22 protein-coding genes are annotated in these 19,233 nt (G+C 60.2%); 8 read left to right on the top strand and 14 right to left on the bottom strand.

The features are described from left to right. Nucleotides 1-422: 422 nt before the first annotated feature. Together C3Y91_RS33350 and C3Y91_RS33355 are read right to left on the bottom strand one after the other, a co-directional pair. Nucleotides 423-1,427 carry an inorganic phosphate transporter gene (locus tag C3Y91_RS33350; RefSeq protein ID WP_024320242.1) on the bottom strand — a complete coding sequence of 335 codons (1,005 nt, stop codon included), beginning with the start codon at nt 1,425-1,427 and terminating at the stop codon, nt 423-425. Next, a complete protein-coding gene (locus C3Y91_RS33355) occupies nt 1,427-2,071 on the bottom strand; it encodes a DUF47 domain-containing protein (protein WP_130662938.1) in 645 nt (214 codons plus the stop codon). Before C3Y91_RS33355 ends, C3Y91_RS33350 begins: the two co-directional genes overlap by 1 nt. A gap of 95 nt (nt 2,072-2,166) precedes the next feature. On the opposite strand from C3Y91_RS33355, the gene C3Y91_RS33360 reads away from it, so the two are divergent. Beyond that, nucleotides 2,167-2,700 carry an NUDIX hydrolase gene (locus tag C3Y91_RS33360; RefSeq protein WP_130662939.1) on the top strand — a complete coding sequence of 178 codons (534 nt, stop codon included), beginning with the start codon at nt 2,167-2,169 and terminating at the stop codon, nt 2,698-2,700. Nucleotides 2,701-2,798: 98 nt separating this feature from the next. Here the strand turns inward: C3Y91_RS33360 and C3Y91_RS33365 are convergent, their stop codons facing one another. From C3Y91_RS33365 to C3Y91_RS33410, 10 genes are all read right to left on the bottom strand, one after another. After that, nucleotides 2,799-3,710: an ABC transporter permease gene (locus tag C3Y91_RS33365; protein ID WP_130662940.1), complete on the bottom strand. Its 912-nt coding sequence runs from the start codon at nt 3,708-3,710 to the stop codon at nt 2,799-2,801. Next, nucleotides 3,707-4,807 carry an ABC transporter permease gene (locus tag C3Y91_RS33370; RefSeq protein WP_130784341.1) on the bottom strand — a complete coding sequence of 367 codons (1,101 nt, stop codon included), beginning with the start codon at nt 4,805-4,807 and terminating at the stop codon, nt 3,707-3,709. Before C3Y91_RS33370 ends, C3Y91_RS33365 begins: the two co-directional genes overlap by 4 nt. Beyond that, nucleotides 4,807-6,327 (bottom strand): ABC transporter ATP-binding protein, encoded by a 1,521-nt coding sequence (locus tag C3Y91_RS33375; protein ID WP_168576309.1) that lies wholly within the window; start codon nt 6,325-6,327, stop codon nt 4,807-4,809. Before C3Y91_RS33375 ends, C3Y91_RS33370 begins: the two co-directional genes overlap by 1 nt. A gap of 3 nt (nt 6,328-6,330) precedes the next feature. Beyond that, a complete protein-coding gene (locus C3Y91_RS33380; RefSeq protein ID WP_168576310.1) occupies nt 6,331-7,428 on the bottom strand; it encodes a BMP family ABC transporter substrate-binding protein in 1,098 nt (365 codons plus the stop codon). 26 nt (nt 7,429-7,454) lie between these two features. Further along, a complete protein-coding gene (locus C3Y91_RS33385) occupies nt 7,455-8,834 on the bottom strand; it encodes an amidohydrolase (RefSeq protein ID WP_168576311.1) in 1,380 nt (459 codons plus the stop codon). A gap of 1 nt (nt 8,835) precedes the next feature. Next, nucleotides 8,836-9,495 carry a glutathione S-transferase family protein gene (locus C3Y91_RS33390; RefSeq protein WP_130657758.1) on the bottom strand — a complete coding sequence of 220 codons (660 nt, stop codon included), beginning with the start codon at nt 9,493-9,495 and terminating at the stop codon, nt 8,836-8,838. After that, nucleotides 9,492-10,337 carry an aromatic ring-hydroxylating oxygenase subunit alpha gene (locus tag C3Y91_RS33395; protein WP_018070754.1) on the bottom strand — a complete coding sequence of 282 codons (846 nt, stop codon included), beginning with the start codon at nt 10,335-10,337 and terminating at the stop codon, nt 9,492-9,494. Before C3Y91_RS33395 ends, C3Y91_RS33390 begins: the two co-directional genes overlap by 4 nt. Continuing rightward, nucleotides 10,334-10,987: a Rieske 2Fe-2S domain-containing protein gene (locus tag C3Y91_RS33400; RefSeq protein ID WP_024320234.1), complete on the bottom strand. Its 654-nt coding sequence runs from the start codon at nt 10,985-10,987 to the stop codon at nt 10,334-10,336. Before C3Y91_RS33400 ends, C3Y91_RS33395 begins: the two co-directional genes overlap by 4 nt. A 142-nt stretch (nt 10,988-11,129) precedes the next feature. After that, entirely contained in the window at nt 11,130-11,408 is a 279-nt protein-coding gene (locus C3Y91_RS33405) for an acylphosphatase (protein WP_018070756.1), read from the bottom strand. A gap of 160 nt (nt 11,409-11,568) precedes the next feature. Further along, on the bottom strand, nt 11,569-12,453 hold the full coding sequence (locus C3Y91_RS33410; RefSeq protein WP_017992594.1) for a LysR family transcriptional regulator: 885 nt from the start codon (nt 12,451-12,453) through the stop codon (nt 11,569-11,571). A 114-nt stretch (nt 12,454-12,567) separates the two neighbouring features. On the opposite strand from C3Y91_RS33410, the gene C3Y91_RS33415 reads away from it, so the two are divergent. After that, nucleotides 12,568-13,200: a DsbA family protein gene (locus C3Y91_RS33415; RefSeq protein WP_168576312.1), complete on the top strand. Its 633-nt coding sequence runs from the start codon at nt 12,568-12,570 to the stop codon at nt 13,198-13,200. Here the strand turns inward: C3Y91_RS33415 and C3Y91_RS33420 are convergent. Then, nucleotides 13,188-13,325 carry a hypothetical protein gene (locus C3Y91_RS33420; RefSeq protein ID WP_155249514.1) on the bottom strand — a complete coding sequence of 46 codons (138 nt, stop codon included), beginning with the start codon at nt 13,323-13,325 and terminating at the stop codon, nt 13,188-13,190. The genes C3Y91_RS33415 and C3Y91_RS33420 overlap by 13 nt on opposite strands. Between C3Y91_RS33420 and C3Y91_RS33425 the strand changes: the two genes are divergently transcribed. The 3 genes from C3Y91_RS33425 to C3Y91_RS33435 all read left to right on the top strand — a co-directional run bounded on the left by C3Y91_RS33425 (nt 13,303) and on the right by C3Y91_RS33435 (nt 14,903). After that, nucleotides 13,303-14,205: an MBL fold metallo-hydrolase gene (locus tag C3Y91_RS33425; RefSeq protein ID WP_163885091.1), complete on the top strand. Its 903-nt coding sequence runs from the start codon at nt 13,303-13,305 to the stop codon at nt 14,203-14,205. The genes C3Y91_RS33420 and C3Y91_RS33425 overlap by 23 nt on opposite strands. A gap of 165 nt (nt 14,206-14,370) precedes the next feature. After that, nucleotides 14,371-14,613, top strand: coding sequence for a type II toxin-antitoxin system ParD family antitoxin (locus tag C3Y91_RS33430; protein WP_024320231.1), 243 nt, complete (start codon nt 14,371-14,373; stop codon nt 14,611-14,613). Then, nucleotides 14,610-14,903, top strand: coding sequence for a type II toxin-antitoxin system RelE/ParE family toxin (locus C3Y91_RS33435; RefSeq protein WP_018070761.1), 294 nt, complete (start codon nt 14,610-14,612; stop codon nt 14,901-14,903). The genes C3Y91_RS33430 and C3Y91_RS33435 overlap by 4 nt, the downstream gene beginning before the upstream one ends. An 83-nt stretch (nt 14,904-14,986) precedes the next feature. Here the strand turns inward: C3Y91_RS33435 and C3Y91_RS33440 are convergent, their stop codons facing one another. Then, nucleotides 14,987-15,427, bottom strand: a complete 441-nt coding sequence (locus C3Y91_RS33440) for an RbsD/FucU family protein (RefSeq protein ID WP_018070762.1) — start codon at nt 15,425-15,427, stop codon at nt 14,987-14,989. Between the two features lie 198 nt (nt 15,428-15,625). Between C3Y91_RS33440 and C3Y91_RS33445 the strand changes: the two genes are divergently transcribed. Genes C3Y91_RS33445 through C3Y91_RS33455 form a run of 3 tightly spaced genes read left to right on the top strand, consistent with a single transcriptional unit; the run spans nt 15,626 to nt 19,181 of the window. Continuing rightward, nucleotides 15,626-16,624: a LacI family DNA-binding transcriptional regulator gene (locus C3Y91_RS33445; RefSeq protein WP_018070763.1), complete on the top strand. Its 999-nt coding sequence runs from the start codon at nt 15,626-15,628 to the stop codon at nt 16,622-16,624. After that, nucleotides 16,621-18,138: a sugar ABC transporter ATP-binding protein gene (locus C3Y91_RS33450; protein WP_018070764.1), complete on the top strand. Its 1,518-nt coding sequence runs from the start codon at nt 16,621-16,623 to the stop codon at nt 18,136-18,138. Before C3Y91_RS33445 ends, C3Y91_RS33450 begins: the two co-directional genes overlap by 4 nt. Further along, nucleotides 18,138-19,181, top strand: a complete 1,044-nt coding sequence (locus C3Y91_RS33455) for an ABC transporter permease (protein ID WP_018070765.1) — start codon at nt 18,138-18,140, stop codon at nt 19,179-19,181. Before C3Y91_RS33450 ends, C3Y91_RS33455 begins: the two co-directional genes overlap by 1 nt. The last annotated feature ends 52 nt before the right edge of the window (nt 19,182-19,233 follow it).

Genomic DNA, 19,233 nt, shown 5'->3' on the forward strand with positions numbered 1-19,233 from the left:
GCCGGAAATTGCGTCCAGGGGATAGGAGAATCCCGGAGCAAAAACCTTGCGACGTCGGTGTCTATTGTAGGCGCTTATGCCGCGCCTATCTGCGCCGGTCGCCATTGACCGATGCGTCTCAGAACCTGCAAGCAGCGTGCCAATTTCGAGAGGAGATGGTAACGGCATGAAGCAAAAGGAGAAATGCGAAGAATTGACTGATGCCCATTTCTTAGGCTTATTATTTTCTGCTTCCGTTTTGTGCGATTGCTACCGTAATCGCAGCCATGGGAGCGCTCTATTTGTGCAGTGCACGCAATAGGGAAGTCGCGATCACCCAGACCGCATGGCGGATTCTGCCCGTCTCATTCGTCGGTATTGCCACCGGGAAAGCTCAGGAGGGAAAGGTCAATGCGTGGCGATTGCCTCGCCATCCCCTCATTTCATTGCAGCAAAGATACGAGGCCGTAGAACGCCGCCGATATTGCTGCAGCCGCCGGCATCGTGACGATCCAGGCAATCACGATGTTGCCGGCCAATCCCCAGCGCACGGCGGAGACACGACGAGCCGCGCCCACTCCAACGATTGCTCCGGTGATGGTATGCGTCGTCGAAACGGGAATACCGAGCCACGTCGCTCCGAACAGTGTCAACGCTCCGCCGGTCTCTGCGCAGAAACCTTGCATGGGGTTGAGCCGGGTGATCTTCGACCCCATGGTATGAACGATCCGCCATCCGCCAAAGAGCGTACCGAGAGCCATTGCCGACTGGCAGGAAATGACCACCCAGAAAGGCACGTAGAATGTCGGGCCGAGATATCCCTGGCTGAACAAGAGCACCGCGATGATGCCCATCGTCTTCTGCGCATCGTTCCCACCATGGCCAAGCGAATAGAGCGAAGCGGACACAAACTGCATGATGCGGAATGTCCGATCCACCGCAAACGGCGTTTGCCGGACGAATAGCCAGGAGACGGCGAGCACCAGCACCAGGGCAAGCAGGAAGCCGATGGCTGGCGACAGGAAAATAGCGCCGACCGTCTTTAGAAGGCCGTTCCAGACGATCGAGCTGAAGCCCACCTTCGCCAGGCCGGCCCCCACCAGCCCACCGACAAGCGCATGCGACGAACTGGATGGAATCCCGAAAATCCAGGTGAGAATATTCCAAATGATCGCGCCCATGAGGGCGGCGAAGATCACTTGAGGCGAAACGATCGCAGGATCGATGATGCCGGTTCCCAGTGTTTCGGCCACATGCAGGCCGAAGAACAGGAATGCTATGAAATTGAAGAACGCCGCCCAGGCGACGGCATATTGTGGCCGCAGCACCCTGGTCGACACAATCGTGGCGATCGAATTGGCCGCATCATGCAGGCCATTGAGGAAGTCAAAGAACAGGGCGACAACGACCAGGCCGACGAGCAGCGGGAAAGCGAGGGAAGCATCCATCAGACGTTCTCGATGAGAATGCCGCTGATCTCGTTGGCGACATCCTCGAAGCGGTCGACGACTTTCTCCAACTCTCCGTAGATTTGGCTTCCGATCATGTAGGCCATCGCGTTGCCGCCGGCGCCATGACGTAAAAACAGATCCTTCAAGCCCTGGTCGTGGAGTTCATCGGAACGACCCTCCACTCGGGTGACTTCCTCCGCGATGGCCGCAAGACGCTGCGCATTGGCTCCCAATCTGTCGAGGAGCGGTATCGCTTCCGCAATGAGGTTTGCTGCCTTGACGATTTCGCCGCCCATCTGCTGCATAAGCGGATCGAAGCTCGTTTGCTCGAACAAGCGGATCGTCTTGACTGTCTTGTGCATCATGTCGATCGCATCATCCATCGACTGAATGAGATCCTTGATGTCGCCGCGGTCGAAAGGCGTGATGAAGCTTCGCCGAACGGCAAGAAGAACCTCGCGCGTGACGTCATCGGCCTCGTCTTCCAATGTGACGATACGTTCGCAGTTTTTCTGGACGTCATTGCCTTGCAAGAGTTGATCGAGGGCGTTCGCTGCGGCAACGACAGTCTTCGAGTGTTTGGAAAACATTTCAAAGAATCTGTCTTCCCGTGGCATCAGCTTGCGAAAAATGCTCATCATGCCTGCGAACTTCCTCATGCGGCCGATTGTCATAAAAGTGTCATAAACACGCTCAGGCAGTTGAAGCAACAAGCAAATTCGGTAACTCAATCGATATGACGCCTAGCAAAAAAGGCAGGAAGCCTCGACCGGACAAGTCCCAGCCACTGCTGCGGCAGCTCGCTGCTGTTCCTGAAATGCTGTTCGCCGGTGCATTTCGTCAACAATACGGCGCACTTTGCTTCCGTCACGGCAATGGCGGATCCGAGGTCGAAATCCTGGTGATCACATCGCGCGAGAGCGCACGCTGGGTCATCCCGAAAGGATGGCCGATGAAAGGGAAAAAGCCTTTCGAAGCAGCAGCAATCGAGGCCTGGGAGGAGGCAGGCGTGCGCGGGGTGGTGAAGAGGAGGCCGGTCGGCCGCTATACCTATCTGAAAGAACTCGACAACGGCGATGTGGCGCCCTGTATCGTCGACATATTTCAGATTGAAGTCACGGAAATCAGCGGCGATTTCAAGGAGCGGGGTCAGCGTATTCTCGAATGGGTCAGCCCGGATGAAGCGGCAAGACGCGTTCGCGAGATCGAACTCAAGTCGCTGCTCGTCCAATTTGAGGCGCGCGGCCGCAAGAAACGCGATCGCGGCTGACCACAGGCTTTTTCGCCGACGCGTTACTGCGCCGCGCGTCATTTTACGGAATTATGCAGTCGGCGTTAGATCCCGAAAACCGCTTTCCGCACTATACCCTATCGCTCGAATGGTTCGCCGAGCGAAGCAACCCCGTTCAGTTTCAGCAAACGACGATCGGCGGAGATGATGCCGAGCACGATGATGGTGACGAGATATGGCAGGCTCGAGAGCAGTTGCGAGGGAACGTCCAGTCCGGTTGCCTGGGCTGCAAGGCCCATCAGCGAGACCGCGCCGAAGAGGCAGGCGCCGAGGAAGATACGACCGGTGAGCCAGGTCCCGAAGACGACGAGGGCGATGGCGATCCAGCCGCGCCCGGCGATCATTCCATCGGCCCAGAGTGGTGTATAGACCACCGACGCATAGGCGCCGGCGAAGCCGGCCATCGCACCGCCGAAGGCGATGGCGAGGACGCGGACTGAGATTACCGAATAGCCGATGGCGTGAGCGGCCTTCGGGTTCTCGCCGACAGCGCGGACGATGAGGCCAAGCTTGGTGTAGGCAAATATCGCCCACAAGGTGAGCGTCGCGGCGAGTGAAATCCACACGACGATATCCTGGACGAAAAGGCCGCCGACAACCGACAATTCCGAAAGCCCCGGAAGGGCGAGCTTCGGAAGTCCCCTGACCGTGAGGCTTTCATAGGTCTTGCCGAAAAGCGCGGAAAGGCCCTGGCCGAGAATGCCGATGGCAAGGCCCGCTGCCACCTGGTTTGCCCGGAAACCCAGCGTGACGAAGGCGAAGAGCAGCGAAAGGACAGCGCTGCCGAGCCCGGCTGCGACGAAACCCAGGAGATGTCCGCCGCCCTGGTAGACGATAATGAAGGCGAGCACGGCACCAAAGGCCATCAATCCCTCGACCCCGAGGTTGAGGACGCCGGCGCGCTCGGCCACCAGTTCGCCAAGGGCTGCCAGAAGAAACGGTGTCGCAGCCGCAAGCATGCCGGCAAGAATGAACTCGATGGCGTTCATGACGGGCTCCGGTGGGCGGCGCGGCGCCATTCAAGGCGGTAGCGCACGAAGGCGACGGCGATCAGATAGGCGAGCAGCAGACTGCCCTGGAAGACACGGACGGCGGCGATCGGCAGGTTGGCCGAGACCATGGCATTGTCGCCGCCGATATAGATGACCGCCATGACCAGCCCCGAGATCACGATGCCGATCGGATGCAGGCCGCCGAGATAGGCGACGATGATGGCCGCATAGCCATAACCGCTCGCGACCGAACGCTGCAGTTGGCCGAGCGGACCGGCGACTTCGGCAGCCCCGGCAAGGCCGGCCGCAAAGCCGCCGATCAGCAGCGAAAGCCAGATCGCCCAACCTTCCCTGAAGCCGGCATAGCCGGCAGCCCGCGGTGCCAGACCACCGACCTGCAGCTTGTAGCCGATGAAGCTCTTCTGCATGAAGATCCAGGCCGCAACAGACAAAGCGAGCGTAATCAGGAACGAGACATTGACGCGGGTGCCGGCAATCAGGGTCGGCACCATCGCATCATACTGAAACATCACCGACTGGGGGAAGTTGAAGCCGTTCGGATCCTTCCAGGGGCCGAGCAGCAGATAGTTCAGCAGTTGCGCCGCAACGAGGCTCAGCATCAGTGAAACGAGGATCTCGTTGGCGTTAAGGCGCACGCGCCAGAAAGCGGTGAGAGAAGCCCAGAGAGCGCCGCCGATGGCGCCGAGCAGCAGCATTGCCGGCCAGATCCACTGGCCCGTCGCTTGCGGAAACCAGACCGGAATGGCAGAGGCGAAGATCGCACCGAGAATGAACTGGCCTTCGGCGCCGATGTTGAAGACCTTGGCGCGAAAGCCGATCGCCAGCCCTTGGGCGATCAGGAGGAGCGGGCCTGCCTTTAAAAGCACCTCCGAAAATGAGGCCCAGGACAGGAAGGGTTCGAAAAGCATCGCATAAACGACCGCGACAGGGTCGCGGCCCATCAAGATGTAAAGGCCAAGGTTGAGCGCGATCGCTATGACAAGCGCCATGACGGGCGCGAGCAAGGTCGCGGCAAGCGAGGCGCGCTCCCGACGGACCAGGGTGGGAACGAAAGCAAGGGACCAAGCGCTCATTACTGGACTTTCTCGGGCGAGGCTTGTGCCCCGATCATGTATCGGCCGATCTCCTCGGGCTTCGTGTCCCGCGTTGCGAGCGGCGGGCTGAGCCGGCCGTGATGCAGCACCTGGATGGAATCGCAGAGCTCGAACAGTTCTTCCAGCTCCTCGGAAATGACGAGGATCGCCATGCCCTGATTGCGCAATGCGACCAGACGGCTGCGGATGGCGGATGCAGCGCCGATATCAACGCCCCAGGTCGGCTGCGCCACGAAAAGCAATTTCGGAGACAGCATGATTTCGCGGCCGACGATGAACTTCTGCAGATTGCCGCCGGATAAAGTGCCGGCTTCCGCATCCGGGCCGGGGGTGCGGACATCGTACTGACGGATACAATCCTTGGTGAACGCCAACGCCCGCGCCCTGTCGACGAGACCGTACCGCAAAAGCTTGAGCGGATGGGCCGTCAGCAGGCTGTTGAGGGCGAGCGACATTTCGGGGACGGCGCCGCGTCCGAGCCGGTCTTCCGGAACGAAGGCAAATCCGAGCGTCCGCCGCGCGGCGGCATCGAGCCTGCCGACATCCATCCCCATCATGTAGATCCGGTCGCGTTGATCGCGCCCCAGCACGGTCTCACCTGAAATCAGTGCGGCAAGCTCGCTTTGGCCGTTGCCCGAAATACCGGCGATCCCGAGGATTTCGCCGGCACGCACTTCAAGGCTGATGCCGGCGAGCGGCACGGCAAAGGGATCGTCGGGCTGGTAGTCCAAACCGATGATCTCCAGCCGCTTTTCGCCGCCAGACAGTGGCAGCGCCGAGATGGGAGCGGGCATATCGCGGCCGATCATCATGCGGGCAAGGTCATGGGCATCATGTTCGCGCGGATCGACATCCCCGGTCACGCGTCCGCCGCGCAGGATGGTCGCCCGGTCACAGATCGCCCGGATTTCCTCCAATTTGTGGGAAATCAACAGGATGGAAACGCCGCCGTCGCGCAGCCGTCGCAGCGTGTCGAAGAGCTTCTCCACCAGTTGCGGCGGCAGGACGGAGGTGGGCTCGTCGAGGATCAGCAGCTTCGGATTGGTCATCAGGCTTCGGATGATCTCCACCCGTTGCCGCTCGCCGACCGATAGCGCATGCACGTGGGCGAGCGGGTCGACCTCAAGACCGAATTCCCGTCCAAGCCTGCGAATGCGTTCCTTGAGTTCAGCCTTGCGACCCGGCACAACCAGCCGAATATTCTCCAGGACGGTCAGGGTCTCGAACAGCGAAAAGTGCTGGAAGACCATGCCGATGCCGTGGCGCCTCGCCTCGGCGGGGGAGGCGAGGCGCAAGGGCTCTCCTTCCCAGACGACATCTCCGTCGTCCGGTTGCTCGACGCCGTAGATCAGCTTCATCAGCGTCGATTTTCCCGCCCCGTTTTCGCCGAGGATCGCATGGATCGATTGCGGGGCCACGTCCAGATCGACTGCCTGATTGGCGTGGATCTGGCCGTAGCTCTTCGAAATGCCGCGCAGCGACAGGAGCGGGGTCGTCATGACTTATTTCGGCAGCGGCGTCGACACGCCCTTGACGTGCCAATTCATGGCGATGATCTCGGCGTCGGCCATGGTTGCGCCGGATGCGACACCTTCGCTGCCGTCGGCCTTGGTGATCGGCCCGGTGAAGGGCGAGAAGCTGCCGTCGGCGATCTTTACCTCGATCTCCTTGATCTTGGTCATCACGTCAGCTGGAACATCCGGGTTCCAGTCGACCACTTCGACGACCTTGTCGGCGACGCCGAGGAACGCATTGGCGCCCTTGAACGTACCGGCAAGGTGAGCGTCGACCGACGCCTTGAAGAACGGCGACCAGTCCGTCGAGATGCATCCGAGATAGGTTTTCGGTGCGTATTTCTTCATCGAGGAGTTAAGGTTGAAGGCGTAGACGCCGGCTTCCTCGCAGGCCGAGATGACGGACGGCGTGTCCTGGGCATTGGAGAAGATCACGTCGCACCTCTGCGCGATCAGGGCTTTGGCGGCTTCCTGCTCCTTGGCCGGGTCGAACCAGGAGTTCACCCAGACGACCGAGACCTCGATATCCGGCTTGACGGCCTGGGCGCCGAGGGTGAAGGCGTTGATCGAAGTGATCAGTTCGGGAATGGCGAAGGCGGATACGGAGCCGAGCTTGCCGGTCTTGGAGAGGGCTGCGGCAGCCATGCCGAGCAGATAGGTGCCCTGGAAATACTTGGCCGCAAAAGGCGAGAAGTTCGGAGCGATCTGGAAGCCGGAGGCGTGCAGAACCGTAACGCTAGGATCGCGGCGAGCGATCTGCAAGGCACCGTTCTGATAGCCGAAAGAGCCAGCGACCAGGAACTTGTTTCCGTCGGCGACGGTCTTGTTCATGATGCGGTCGGCGTCCGGGCCTTCGGCGATATTCTCAAGCACGGTGACCTTCACCTTGTCGCCGTAAGCGGCCTTGATCGGCTCGAGACCGGCGGCAAGCGCATGCCCCCAGCCGACGTCGCCGATCGGCGACGGGACGACGAGCGTGATGCCGAGCGGCTCGTCGGCGGCCAAAGCAAGACGGCTGCCGAGCACGCCGGCAAGGCCGGTAGCGGCAGCGGCCGTCATCAGGTTTCTGCGGGTCAGTTTGGTCATGTTCTCAGTTCCCTCTTTTGGTTTTTTTAAAATTCCACGGTGGATAGTGCAGCCTCTGCATCGGCAGCCAGCTTGGCCTCGTCGAGACCGGGGAATTCGCCCTTCTGCCAGACGATGCGGCCATTGATCATGGTCATGTCGGTCGCCATACCGATGCCGACGCGGGCAATCAGGCTCAGCGGGTCGTGCCGCGTGCCGACATAATCCATACGGCGAGTGTCGATCGCAAACAGGTCAGCGGCCATACCGGGCGCCAGCCGGCCGATCTCGTGCCGGCCGAGCAGGCTGGCACCCCCTGACGTGCCGTAGCCGAGGAAATCGACCGGCGGCGGCACGGGATGGGCACGCCCGGAGGCGACGAGGCACTGCAGCATGTAGGCGGAATGCAGGCAGTGCATCAGGTTGGAATTGTCGTTGGAGGCAGCCCCGTCGCAGCCGAGGCCGACGCGCAGGCCGAAGGCGGCCATGGCGGGAATGTCGGTGACCTCGGCGCCGACCAGATAGACGGGTTCCGGGCAATGCGCGACACCGGTGCCGCTGGCGGCCATCTTCCTGAGTTCGTCATGGGTCAGCTCCCAGCAATGGGCATAGAAGGCATCGGGCCCGGCAAAGCCGAGTTCTTCGAGATAGTCGACCGTGCGCATGCCGTGGCGCGCCTGGATGACCGGGCTTTCGCCTTCGCCGACATGGGTATGCATCATGACGCCGCGATCACGCGCCAGCGCCACCGATTCCACGAAGGTCTCGCGATAGCAATTGACCGGCTGGCAGGGCGCGACCACCACCTGGCGCATGCTGAAGGGGCTGGTATCGTGGTAGGTCTCGATCAGCCGGGCGCAGTCGGCGATGAACTCGTCGGTCGTTTCCAGCATCGCGTCGGGGATGGTCGAGCCTTCCGACTTCGGCAAGGTGTTGCCGCCGCGGCCGGCATGGAAGCGCATGCCGAGCAGCTCGGCCGCTTCGAACTGGCGGTCGATCAGCCGCTTCCCGGCATGCAGGGGGAAATTGTACTGGTGGTCGAAGGCCGTGGTGCAGCCGTGCTTGATCATCTCGGCCATCGCCGTGACGGAGGATTGGTAAAAGCATTCCTCGTTGAGCTGCGAAAAGATCGGGTAGATGCGGTCGAGCCACTCGATCACCGAGAGCTTCGTCCAGTCGAGATCGGCGCGGTTGCGCACGAAGCACTGGAAGAAGTGATGATGGGTGTTGACGAGGCCCGGATAGACAAACCAGCCGGCGGCATCCTGCACGGTCGTGCCGGCAGGCAGTGCGTCCGCCCCCAGATTTTCGCCGATCGCCAGGATCGCCGGACCGCTGGTCAGGAGATCGACATTGCGATGGACGACCGGTCCCTTGCCCTCGTCGACAATCACGGCTGCGCAGTTCTTCAGGAGATATCCAGCCATGTCACGCCTCGCCCGGTTCGATATGAGGTTCGGGCTTCAGCTCGTGCAGCCGGTGAATGCCTGGCATTTCGATAAACTTGTCGAGGGCGCGCAGCGCCCGGGACCAGAGCCGGATGGCGGGATAGGCATCCAGCGTGACGCCGCCATCGGGCGCCAGCGCTACATAGGGAAAGCAGCCGATGTCGGCAATTGTCGGCCGGTCGGCGGCGAGGAAGCGCATGCCGCGAAGACCCTGCTCGACAAGCCCGGCTTCAAGCTCGCGAAGCGCGGCGATGCCCTGGGCCTGCAGCGCGCCGATATCGCCCGGCCGCAGCAGCATCTCATGGAGCCGTGCTGCCCCGAGGCTTGCCGTCAGCCGGCCGGAGAACGACAGCCATTGCTGCACCCGTGCCGCTTCCTCGGCCGTACCGCTGCCGAGCCACTCGGGTGCTGCCTTGGCGGCAAGATAGACGAGGATCGCCGACGATTCCGTCAGGATCAGGTCGCCATCCTCCAGGATCGGAATGGAGCCTGCCGGGTTGAGCGCAAGCAGCTCGGGACCGCGATGCTCGGCGCCGGGATGGAAATCCACCGGGCGCAAGTCAAGCTTCACCCCGGTCAGCGCCGCCATCAGACGCACCTTGTAGCAACTGGGCGAGAGAATGTAGTCGTAGAGCTTCATTGCGCCACCAGCTGTGCGCCGTAGGTATAGTTGTGACGCTTCAGCCAGCGCCGGTAGGCGATCGATGTCAGATCGGCCCGCGTCGGGATTTCCATGCCGGGGTCGAGCGGCAGCAGCCGCGGGATCTGGTTTTCGAGGATCGAGCGATCTTGCAGGAAGATCGTCTGCTGGAAGTGGATGAGGTCGGTCATCGCGGTCTCGTCATCGAAGAGCGCCATCCATGGCCAGACGTCGCACAGGTCCTCTGCCAGCGGCTGCACGAAGAGCGTGATGACATCCCATTCGCTCGGGCGCGGCGGGCAGGTCTTGTAAAGCACGGAGCAGGTGGGCGCCGGCACGCGGTACATATATTCCGTGGTGATCCCGCCGCTTGCCGATTTGGCGGCCTGCGGCTGGTAGAATTTCACCTGCGTTGCCCAGACCTCGTCTTCTTCCTCGCGGATCTCGACCTTGTAGTTCTGGACCTCGGTGTGCGGCTCCGCGCCGAGAATGTCGGTGTGGACGAAGGGGAAATGGGCGATGTCGAGGAAGTTCTCGACGGCGCGGAGCGGCGAGCAGCGCACCCGCACCACGCCGACATCGACGAAGCGACGGCCGGGCTGGTCAGCCTCGGGAATGGGGAAAAGCTCCTTCTTCGGCTCGCCGAGGGAGGACCAGACATGACCGTAACGCACACGAACCGGCAGAACACGGCCATCGCCGCCCGTCACCTTCGCATTGCCATCGCCATCGCGCGCCACTTCGATCGGCTCGCCCATCAGCGCCGTCTTACGGCCGGCGCTGTCGAGCTGGCTGAAAAGCCCGACCGGATACCATTCGTCGATCATCGCCTGCACGGTCATTGCGCGACCTCCTTTTTCTGAAGATCCTCGGCTCGGCGGCGCAGGCTCTCGGCGACCCGTGAAGCACCGATGCCCGCCTCCGGGCCGGTGTCACCCTTCAGCAGCACATGGATCAACGTCTGTCCGTCTTCCCAAGCGGATAATAGCAGACAGACGGTCCCGGTGGATGCGTCGATCTCGACTAGACCGACATTGCTCGCCTTCGCACCGGCCGCCGCCTCGATCGCCGCGACGCCGGCGAATGCCGTCAGCGAACGCAAGGGAGTGAGGTCATCAAGCCTCGGTGGCTTCGAAGCGGGCGCACCCACAGCCACCCAGATCACGTTATCTGTTTCCTCGACGTCATGGGTGGCGACGCGGATTGTCTCCGGTGGCGTCAGGCCTGGATGAGCCGGAATGCGGAGACAGTTTCCGGCCTGGCCGTAGCTCCAACCGTGATAGATGCAGGAGAGCGTCTCGCCGCGCACGAAGCCGTGAGACAAGCGCATGCCACGATGCGGACAGCGATCCGCCGATGCCGATATGCGCCCCGAAGCGCTACGCCACAGGGCAATCGATCCGGCTGCCGTCCGTGCCGGTATGACGGTTCCGGCCGGCAAATCCCGGGAAAGGGCGACTGGCGTCCAAAAGCCGGTCGTAGGGGATGGCATGACTAGATTTCCCAAACAACATCATATGCTTGCCGAGCACGTCCTACCTCGCCCTCGAGGCAATTCCGCCCAACCTTATCAGGTTTGCATAATTATTTCGCATTGGCAACATTGAGTAAATAATATGCACGGAGGAAATCTCTTACAGCCCGGCACTGGGTCTTTTTGCGCTGAGCGCGGTGCGCTCTATCCTCTCGACCCATACGTCGATGGGCCCGAGAGAGCATCCCATCTCCATCATGTCGATCAGCTCCACCGGCCCAGCAACCTCAAGTTCGATCCGCATGGAACTCGTATGAGATATGGTGTGCGAAAGCCCAAGCTTGGCGGCATGGCGCCGGATCCAGGGAACAAAGGAGGCGACCTCGAGATCACCGACAATCGTCATCCGCTCCAGCAGGTAGCTTGTATCTTGTCGCATGCTCGCCCTTGCTTTCCTACACCACAGCGCCTGAAGGAACTGGGGGAAGGGATCATCGTCAAAGAGAGAATATGGCGTCGGAATTTCCTTTGCAAATCCCTGCGGCAACATACCAATTCCTGCCACCGTATCCCTGCGCGTTGGCGCAGCCTGAGCCGCGCTAGCAACTACCAGTCAGCATTGCGACAAAAGCCGTGACCTTGGGCGGACGAAACCGAGCTGCCGGATAGACGACATAAATTCCTCCGGCAGGCAGGGTCCAGTCCGGCAACAATCTTATCAGTCGGCCAGCCTCTATATGCTCTCCAGCCAGAAAATCCGGCAGGACGGATATGCCTGCCCCCGCAAGCGTGGCCGCGAGCACCGCAGGCGTCGAATTGCTCATGAGGCTCTGTTGCATCCGCACGGTTCGCCGGTCGAAATCGCCCTGGATAAACCTCCAGACCACCGGCTCCTTGAGGGCCAGGTTGGCGATAAACGGCTGGCCCGCAGCATCCTCTGGACTGTTCAAACTGAGCGTGGCGAAGAAGCTGGGGGACGCCACAAGAAACTGCCGGAACGAACCGATCCGTCTCGCTTGGTGACTGGAGTCATCGAGCCATCCAACGCGGATCGACAGGTCGATCTGATTGGCGAGCAGATCCATCTTCGTATCAGCGAGCAGAAGCTCGACCCTGCAAGCGGGGTACTTCCGGATAAAGGCCGCAGCAATGGGAGCGATCGTGCTCGCACCATAATCATTGGGCGCAGCAATGCGTAGCATGCCTGTCGGCTCGGCATTTGCGCGGGTGATTTCATCGACAGCGTCCCCGGCTTCGCGGAAAATCAAGACGCAGCGCGCGTAGAGAAGCTTGCCGGCCTCGGTCGGCTCGACGCGTCGTGTCGTCCGGAGAAGCAAGCTAGTTTTCAACTCAGCTTCCAGCCGCGCAACCTGCTGGCTGACGACCGTCTTCGTGATCGCGAGGCGCTCGGCAGCTTTCGTGAACGAGCCGGTATCGACGACGGCTGCAAAATAGGCCAGCCGATTGAGGTTGACAGCCTCCATAGCCTTCTTCCATTTGATTGTAAGTTTTTGACATACTTTCTGTCACATTTAACAATATTTATCACTCAATAGAAGTGCACTATCCGTTGGCCATCGCTTCAAGGATGGTCCGATATGCATCTTACCTATCTCTACGATCCGCTTTGCGGCTGGTGCTATGGTGCGGCGCCCGCGCTCGACAAAATGGCCAAGCTTGACAATCTCACCGTCGAGCTTGCGCCCACCGGGCTCTTCGCGGGCGAAGGCGCGCGTCCGCTGGATGAACGTTTCGCAGCCTATGCCTGGCACAATGACCAGCGGATCAACCGGCTCACCGGACAGGTCTTCAGCCATCTCTATCGCGATCAGGTTCTCGCGGGCGCAGACAGTCTGTTCGACTCCGCCCCTGCGACGCTCGGGATCATTGCGGTCGGGCTAAGGCAACTCGACAGCGAGCGCGAAGCTCTGAAGGCACTTCAAATCGCCCGTTATATTGACGGCCGCAACACCTCGGAGATCGCTGTCGTGGCCGGCGTTCTCGATCAGGCCGGATTTTCCGATGCCGCCGCTCGTGTCCGGGCTCCGGACGAGGCTCTGCTCGATATCTATCGCAACAGGATCGGAAAGTCCCGCCAACTCATGGCTGCATTCCGGATGGATGGTGTCCCCGCGCTATTGGTCAGCGACGGCGATAAGCGCCGCGTGCTGCGTAGCGATGCCTTGTTCGGCGGCTTTGACCGACTTGCTGCCGAGCTTCAGGCGGCGTGATCGTTCATTTTCAGCAGACCGTTCCATGAACTACCGACCACCCTGCCGGGGGCAACACTCACGGCAGCAGAAAATCGAAACTGGCGATCATCGGAGACAACCATGTATTCAAGGAGAGAAATCATGAAAACCACCCTCGCAGCCGGCGCCGTTGCCGTTTTTGCGCCTGCCGGCCTCGGCAACGCGGCCGGATCAAAGCTGGCCTGGAAGCACTTCCCCGCCGGTCAGAATGGCTTCTTTCGCGCTCCGGTGCTGCTGACCGGCCCCAGCGAAGCGTTGCTGATCGATGGCGGGTTCAGCTATCCCGACGGCCGTGCGCTGGCGGAGGCCATCAAGGCCACCGGCAAGACGCTGACCGCGATTTATGTCAGCCAGTCCGATCCGGACTATTACTTCAGCCTGAAGCCGGTCCTCGAAGCCTTTCCCGGCACAAAAGTGCTGGCCGCTTCCGATACGATTGCAGCGATCAAGGGCAATATCGAGAAAAAGCTTGCCGTTTGGGGGCCGCAGCTCAAGGAGAACGGCCCGCAGACCCTTGCAGACATCGTCATGCCGGAAGCGTTCGACGCTCCAAGCCTCACAGTTGACGGCGAACCAGTCGAGATTGTCGCGGCCGAAGCAGGGTTAAGCAATCGCCGGTACCTGTTCGTGCCATCGCTGAACGCCGTTTTCGGGGGCGTCATGATTTTCTCCGGCGTCCACGTGTGGACGGCCGACACCCAGGCTCCGGAGCAGCGTGCCGCTTGGGTGGCCACCCTCGACAAGATCAGCGCCCGCAAGCCGACGATTGTCGTTCCCGGCCACATGACGCCGGAAGCGGCAACCGATCTGTCCGCCGTCGAGCACACGAAGAGTTATCTGCTCGCTTTCGAGGAAGAACTCGCCAAGGCCGCCGATTCCACCGCGCTGAAGGCCGCCATGGAAGCCCGCTTCCCCGGTCTCGGCATGGGCGTTGCGCTCGACATCGGCTCCAAGGTTGCCAAGGGAGAAATGAAGTGGGGCTGAACAGCCGGTCTTCAAACTGATCCGAAGGGCCCGGGAGGGCCCTTCATCTCTGGGAAGGCCGCAAAAGTGGTGATGCAGTCGTCAGGTCCGCATCACATCAAGGCGCTCGAGCCTTTGACAAACTTTGCCAAAATCGGTTATGTTGCCTTCAAATGGAGGGTATCAATGGCCACGATGAACGTATCTCTTCCAGGCCCGATGAAGGATTGGGTGGAGGCCCAGGCCAGGACCGGGCGATATTCGAATGCTAGCGACTACGTGCGCGACCTGATCCGACGCGACCAGACGCGAAACGACAAGATCGCCGCCATGCAAAGCTTCGTCGAGGCCGGGCTCCAAAGTGGTGTCGGCATCCGATCAAAGGATGAACTCTTTGCTGAGGCAATGGCTCGTGCCAACAAGTCATGAGTTTTAAGCTTTCTGCCGAAGCGGAAGATGACATTATTGCGATCGCCGAGCAAAGTGTCCGTATGTTCGGGGCGGGCCAGGCAAAGCGATACCACGATGAACTTTTCGCATTATTTGATCTGATAGCTGTCAATCCACGCATCGCGCGCGAACGGGATGAGATTGATCCGCCCGTTAGAATTCATCCCTTCAAAGCGCATCTAATCGTTTATCGGATCGAAGATGATGAGACAATTTTTGTAATACGAATTCGCCACGCTCATGAAGATTGGGCAAGTGACTCAATTTAGCGCACCTCGGATGGAGCTGTGGATTTGGTAATGCGACCCGATTGAGCCCCCGAAGGGCGTTCGGCAAGAAGAAGACCTGACCATCAGACCACGCCCTTCTTAAGGATGAAGTTCCCATAGGGGCGCGATTCAGCCGTCTGGATGACTGCAAACGATCGCATGGCGATGGGATAGTATGCAAACCTCTCGACAGGTTGGCTCGCTATCGAACGCCCCTCTGCCTCACTGCAAACCGCGAGGACGTCTTTGTGTACCTCCAGCAACTCGCCTGGCGCGTCAACGGCCTCCATGTGCATCAGAGGCGTTTCAATGAACGTGTCCAAGGGCATCAGCTGAAGGATCCCGCGGACTGCAGTCGGTGCATCGACACCCTCTAAGATGAGAAGCTTTCCGCTCGTGGTTTGGGTCGCCACACGAAAACCGGAGAAGTTTCGATCCACGATTGCCAGTTCGTCGCCGTGACCCATGGAGGCCATGACCCATAACACGTCGGCCGTAATAAACGGCGGCATACCCTTCAGCATGGCATCTCCCTCCCAAGAGATTTCACCGACAAGAACGATGAACGATTAGCAGAAAAAAACGATTGCGCAAACGTTTCGATGGCGCTAGCGTGACCAAATAGCGGATCCTGGGAGAGCCTCTGGAGGTTGGAATTCCGCTTGGGAGGATAGTTTGAAAAACTCTTTTGTGGCGCTGCTGGCGAGAGCTGGAGTGCGCTCATGACGACTATTTCCGAGGTGGCAAAGGCGGCTGGAGTCTCAGTCTCCACGGTTTCGCACGTTCTCAATAAGACGCGCTACGTCTCACCCGAGAAGGTCAAGCTCGTCATCGAGTCCGTGGAGGCGATCGGATACATCCCCAATACAGTCGCTCGCTCGCTCAAACTGTCATCGACAGGCACTGTCGGCCTCGCGATTTCCGCGATTTCCAACCCTTACTTCAGTGACATCATCTGCGCGATTGAGGCCGAGTGTTCCAAACGAGGCTTGATCGCGTTCCTCTGTGACACGCAGGATGATCCGGTCCGGGAGCTGGAACTGATCCAGCATCTGCATCAGCGCCGCGTCGACGGGATTATACTTGCGCCTTCCGGCGATCCTAAAAAAGCGCTGGACTATCTCATCCGGTCCGACCTTCCCTGTGTGCTTGTTGACAGACTGTCGGACAACCGTTTCGACCAGGTCGGGACGGATAACGTCGCCGCAATACGAACGCTCGTCGATCATCTCGTCACGCTGCATCATCGACGGGTTGGGATCATTCTCGGTCAGCCCGGCTTTGCGACGACTGTGGAGCGCGCAAAGGCCTTCCGCGCAGCGATGACGGAGAAGGGAATAGAGGTAGAGGATAATTTAATCAGCGATGGCAATCGCAGCACCGCCGACGCCACTGCATCGACGCACCGTTTGCTGGGGCTGAAGGAGCCGCCGACAGCGATTCTTGCTTCGAACAATCTGGCGATGATCGGGGCTATGAGGGCTATCCGGGAGCGGAAGCTGCGTGTTCCCGCGGACATTTCTGTACTTGGGATCGATGATTTCGAATGGGCAGATTATTTCGAACCGCGCCTGACGCTGATGGCCCAGCCTTGCGACGAGATTGGCAGGAGGGCGGCGGACTTGCTGATCGAGCGGATAGGCAACAAGCGCCGCCCCCGCGAGACCATTCGACTGTCGCCAGTTTTGCGGGTGCGGGAATCGTGTGGAGAAGCAGCATGAGCCAAGTCGTTCTTTCAGCGAAAGGTGTCGTCAAGCGCTTCGGCGGCGTTCAGGCGCTTCGTGGCGTGGATTTCGACCTACAGGTTGGCGAAATCCATGCGCTGCTTGGTGAAAATGGTGCAGGAAAATCGACGTTGATGAACCTGCTGTCCGGTGTGAATACGCCGGACGAGGGAGAGATCTTCATCGACGGCAAACCGGCGCGATTTCATAGCCCGCGTGATGCACAAGCAGCCGGGATCGCAACGATCTTCCAGGAGCTGGACCTCGTTCCGAGCCTGACAGTGGCTGCCAATCTCTTCCTCGGGCGCGAACTTGTCCATCGGCATGGCATGCTCGATGGCAAGGCGATGCTGCAAGAGGCGCGTAAAAGACTAGAAGCGATCGACCGATCTATCGATCCAGCCCAGTTCGTCAGTGAGCTTTCGATCGGCCAGCGCCAGGTCGTCGCCATCGTCAAGGCGCTTTCCTACGCATCGAGAGCTCTCATCATGGATGAGCCGACGGCTGCCTTGACCGTTGGCGAAGTGGATCGACTGTTCGACATCATGCGTGGCCTGGCATCGTCGGGCGTCGGCATCGTCTATATCTCGCACCGTCTTGAGGAAGTCCCGCAGATCGCTCATCGCGTGACGGTCATGCGCGACGGCAAGGTGGCAGGCGTCACCAAACCAGATGCGCCGCAGGCCGAACTGGTGCAGCTTCTTGTCGGACGTCCTTTGAACGAGCTTTATCCCCGCCGCGCACACAGTGTTGGTGACGTGCTCCTGCGGATGCGACAGGCTTCCTTCCGCCCATACCGCGTGTCGCCAGGGTGGCAGGCGCCAACTAAAGTCGATCTGGATGTTCGGCATGGCGAAATCGTCGGGCTCGCCGGCGTTATGGGGGCGGGTCGAACCGAGCTTTTGAGCGCTCTGTACGGAACAGGAGTGCCCGGCCAATGGCATGGGGACATTACGATTGGTGGCAGGCCGACCAGGCTTAAATCGATCGCGGCTGCTCGCAGGGCAGGACTGGCATTCGTAACCGATGACCGGCGTGGGGCCGGTCTCATGTTGCGTATGTCTGTAGGTCTCAATCTGGTGATGTCGATCATCCGCTGGATATCACCAAAGGGCTTGCTGTCGGCGCGACGCCAAGAGGATGCGATCAAGAGCTCTTTTGGCCAATTCGACATTCGTCCAAAGAATCCCGGCATCGCGGTCGGGGCTCTCTCCGGGGGAAATCAGCAGAAGGTCGTCCTCGCAAAGGAAGTGCTGGGCAATCCGCGCTTGTTGCTTCTCGACGAGCCGACACGTGGCGTCGACGTCGGCGCAAAGGGTGAAATCTACGCCCGCTTGCGCAAGCTGGCTTCAGAGGGATTGGGCATTCTTGTCGCTTCTAGCGAGATGCCCGAACTGATCGGCCTATGCGATCGCATCGTGGTTTTGCGCAACGGCAACAGCGTTGCTGAGTTTTCTGGCGGCGTCGACGAACACGAAGTCCTGGCGGCCGCCAACGGGAGGGAGGCCTGATGTCCGAACAGCAAATCGCATCCAATCCAGCAGTTCAGCCCGCCAAGCGGATTGATCCGCTCGCGGTGTTGGTCCGCTTCCAGAGCTTGATCGGCCTTATACTCGTTTTCGCCGGGGGCATCATTTTCTCACCGCGTCGGCACGGAGTCATCCTGTTCATTCAACCCGACAACATCGCCAACATCGTCCGCGCGGTGTCCGAAACTGGCATCATCGCGATCGGAATGACCTTCGTGATCATCACCGCCGGGATTGATCTCTCGGTTGGGGCGACACTTGGCCTTGCGAGCGTCGTAACAGCAACATTGATGGTCTCAGGCGGTTTTGGGCTGGTCACGACGGTGCTGGCAGTGCTGCTGATGGGCACTTGTTTCGGGTTGGTCCAGGGAGCGATCTCAAGCAAGTTTCGACTTGAAGCGTTTATCGTCACTCTTGCCGGTTTACAGGCCGCCCGTGGGCTTGCACTCGTTGTGTCGGACAATCAGTACATCAATATTTCCTATGGTGATGGTCCAGGGCTCGCTCCGCCCATCTTTGCCATTCTGGGCGGCCGGCTATTCGGCAACGTCGTTCCCGTTGCCACGATCGTTTTCTTGATCTTTGCCTGCATCGCCACACTGGTGCTGAACACGACGAGGTTCGGCCGTTACGTCTATGCCGTCGGCGGCAACGAGCGCGCCGCCCGTATCTCGGGTGTTCCGGTCTCGGCAATCAAGATCGCCGTTTACGCCATTACCGGATTTGCATCCGCGCTTGCTGGCATCGTCCATGCCGGGCAATTCAATTTTGGCAGTGCCAATGACGGGACCGGATATGAATTGACGGCCATCGCGGCTGTCGTCATCGGCGGAACCAGCCTGTTTGGCGGGTCGGGTTCAATGGTCGGAACAATCGCCGGTACGATCATGCTCGGCGCTTTGGCCAATATATTGCAGCTGAACAACATCACGCCAGCCATGCAGTTGCTTGCGACAGCGGCAATTATCGTTCTGGCGGCAGTCCTTCAATCCCTCGTTCGTCGCCGCGAAGGATTGGGCAGGTAGTGTGGCGGCATCACCCGGAGGGTGGATCCGGGATCAATGTGGAGGAGAAAGT

The organism is Rhizobium ruizarguesonis, from assembly GCF_012349115.1.
GTDB classification, from domain to species: domain Bacteria; phylum Pseudomonadota; class Alphaproteobacteria; order Rhizobiales; family Rhizobiaceae; genus Rhizobium; species Rhizobium ruizarguesonis.

Coding starts and splice junctions, on each gene's coding strand:
- C3Y91_RS33350 (WP_024320242.1), bottom strand. CDS start 1,427: ATGGATGCTTCCCTCGCTTTCCCGCTGCTCGTCGGCCTGGTCGTTGTC.
- C3Y91_RS33355 (WP_130662938.1), bottom strand. CDS start 2,071: ATGATGAGCATTTTTCGCAAGCTGATGCCACGGGAAGACAGATTCTTT.
- C3Y91_RS33360 (WP_130662939.1), top strand. CDS start 2,167: ATGACGCCTAGCAAAAAAGGCAGGAAGCCTCGACCGGACAAGTCCCAG.
- C3Y91_RS33365 (WP_130662940.1), bottom strand. CDS start 3,710: ATGAACGCCATCGAGTTCATTCTTGCCGGCATGCTTGCGGCTGCGACA.
- C3Y91_RS33370 (WP_130784341.1), bottom strand. CDS start 4,807: ATGAGCGCTTGGTCCCTTGCTTTCGTTCCCACCCTGGTCCGTCGGGAG.
- C3Y91_RS33375 (WP_168576309.1), bottom strand. CDS start 6,327: ATGACGACCCCGCTCCTGTCGCTGCGCGGCATTTCGAAGAGCTACGGC.
- C3Y91_RS33380 (WP_168576310.1), bottom strand. CDS start 7,428: ATGACCAAACTGACCCGCAGAAACCTGATGACGGCCGCTGCCGCTACC.
- C3Y91_RS33385 (WP_168576311.1), bottom strand. CDS start 8,834: ATGGCTGGATATCTCCTGAAGAACTGCGCAGCCGTGATTGTCGACGAG.
- C3Y91_RS33390 (WP_130657758.1), bottom strand. CDS start 9,495: ATGAAGCTCTACGACTACATTCTCTCGCCCAGTTGCTACAAGGTGCGT.
- C3Y91_RS33395 (WP_018070754.1), bottom strand. CDS start 10,337: ATGACCGTGCAGGCGATGATCGACGAATGGTATCCGGTCGGGCTTTTC.
- C3Y91_RS33400 (WP_024320234.1), bottom strand. CDS start 10,987: ATGCCATCCCCTACGACCGGCTTTTGGACGCCAGTCGCCCTTTCCCGG.
- C3Y91_RS33405 (WP_018070756.1), bottom strand. CDS start 11,408: ATGCGACAAGATACAAGCTACCTGCTGGAGCGGATGACGATTGTCGGT.
- C3Y91_RS33410 (WP_017992594.1), bottom strand. CDS start 12,453: ATGGAGGCTGTCAACCTCAATCGGCTGGCCTATTTTGCAGCCGTCGTC.
- C3Y91_RS33415 (WP_168576312.1), top strand. CDS start 12,568: ATGCATCTTACCTATCTCTACGATCCGCTTTGCGGCTGGTGCTATGGT.
- C3Y91_RS33425 (WP_163885091.1), top strand. CDS start 13,303: ATGTATTCAAGGAGAGAAATCATGAAAACCACCCTCGCAGCCGGCGCC.
- C3Y91_RS33420 (WP_155249514.1), bottom strand. CDS start 13,325: ATGATTTCTCTCCTTGAATACATGGTTGTCTCCGATGATCGCCAGTTT.
- C3Y91_RS33430 (WP_024320231.1), top strand. CDS start 14,371: ATGGCCACGATGAACGTATCTCTTCCAGGCCCGATGAAGGATTGGGTG.
- C3Y91_RS33435 (WP_018070761.1), top strand. CDS start 14,610: ATGAGTTTTAAGCTTTCTGCCGAAGCGGAAGATGACATTATTGCGATC.
- C3Y91_RS33440 (WP_018070762.1), bottom strand. CDS start 15,427: ATGCTGAAGGGTATGCCGCCGTTTATTACGGCCGACGTGTTATGGGTC.
- C3Y91_RS33445 (WP_018070763.1), top strand. CDS start 15,626: ATGACGACTATTTCCGAGGTGGCAAAGGCGGCTGGAGTCTCAGTCTCC.
- C3Y91_RS33450 (WP_018070764.1), top strand. CDS start 16,621: ATGAGCCAAGTCGTTCTTTCAGCGAAAGGTGTCGTCAAGCGCTTCGGC.
- C3Y91_RS33455 (WP_018070765.1), top strand. CDS start 18,138: ATGTCCGAACAGCAAATCGCATCCAATCCAGCAGTTCAGCCCGCCAAG.